Here is a 1,277-nt window from a genome sequence, read left to right on the forward strand (position 1 = left end):
GTGCTGTGCTCATGGGCCTATGCCAGTAATTCATTGCTGTTTCGCCGGACGCAAGTCGCTGATTTCGAGGATGACGCCATGGGGATCGGTCATGCTCGAATGTTCTACCAGATCGAAGGTCCAGTGGTGAGTGCTTTCTTCCACTTCGGCCCGGTAATCCCGGCCTTTATGGAAAAGCGCGCGCGCCCCTTTGATCAGCCAGGGCGCAGCCAGATCGAGCAGGTCCGGGAGCGCCGCCAGCGCCCGAGCCGTGACAATTTCCGGTGTGGAAACAAGCGGATAGCTGTCGTCGATGCGCTTCGCCAGGACCCGCGCCGGCAAATCGAACTGTCCGACGACGGATTGCAGGAACGACGCCTTCTTGCGGTTGCTTTCGACAAGATCGATCGATGCGCCGGGACGTTCTTTGAGCAGGAAGCCGAGCACCAATCCGGGAAACCCACCGCCCGAGCCAAGATCGACCCAGCGCGTTGCGGCGGGCGCGATTCGCGCAAGCTGGGCACTGTCCAGAATATGCCGGCGCCAGATATCGTCCAGCGTCGATGGTGCCGCCAGATTAATGCTGCGGTTCCATTTCAGGAACAGCTGTTCGAAAGCCCGAAGCCGCTCGAATGTTTCACGTGAAACCGGACCTGCTGCTTTCTGCAGGTCCGCCCAGGCATCCGCGCTCACGCCACGGACCTTCGCGCGCCAAGCTCGGCATTGCGGACATGCGCGACGATGATGGCAAGCGCCGCCGGCGTCATGCCTTCCATGCGTTGCGCGTCGGCGATCGACCGCGGCTGGCGCGTCTTCATCTTCTGCTTTAACTCGTTCGACAGGCCTGGCACATCCGAGAAGTCGATCTCCTCCGGGATGAGCCTCGACTCTTCATGCCTGATCTGCGCCACGTCCGCCTGCTGGCGATCGAGGTAAACCGAATATTTCGCTTCCGTTTCAAGCCGCTCGGCTGTCTTGGCGTCAAGCGCGGCAAAACGCGGCTCGACACGAGTAAGCCAGGCCATGTCGACGCCCGGATGCGCCAGCAGTTCATAGGCCGAGCGGCGCACGCCGTCCTTGTTGATCTCCAGCCCGTGCCGCGCCGCCTCGTTCGGCGTCCAGGCTACCGACTTCGCTAAGATACGAGCCTCATCGAGCCTCTGGATCATCCCGCCGAAACGCCTCAGCCGCTCGGGCGACGCGATGCCCAGCTTCCCGGCCAGCGGCGTCAGCCGCTCGTCGGCGTTATCGGCGCGCAGCGAAAGCCGGAACTCGGCACGCGAGGTGAACATCCGATA

The 1,277-nt window shown here is 62.5% G+C and carries 1 protein-coding gene and 1 pseudogene; both read right to left on the reverse strand.

Annotated features, from left to right (window positions below):
* Window positions 1-30: 30 nt before the first annotated feature.
* Window positions 31-672, reverse strand: coding sequence for a 16S rRNA (guanine(527)-N(7))-methyltransferase RsmG (gene rsmG, locus EOA28_RS36090; protein WP_127252951.1), 642 nt, complete (start codon window positions 670-672; stop codon window positions 31-33).
* Window positions 669-1,277 (reverse strand): annotated as a pseudogene (locus EOA28_RS36095) (tRNA uridine-5-carboxymethylaminomethyl(34) synthesis enzyme MnmG); the annotation flags it as partial. The pseudogene EOA28_RS36095 and the gene rsmG, both read right to left, overlap by 4 nt.

Source organism: Mesorhizobium sp. M2A.F.Ca.ET.067.02.1.1 (genome assembly GCF_004023285.1).
In the GTDB taxonomy this organism is placed as follows: Bacteria; Pseudomonadota; Alphaproteobacteria; order Rhizobiales; family Rhizobiaceae; genus Mesorhizobium.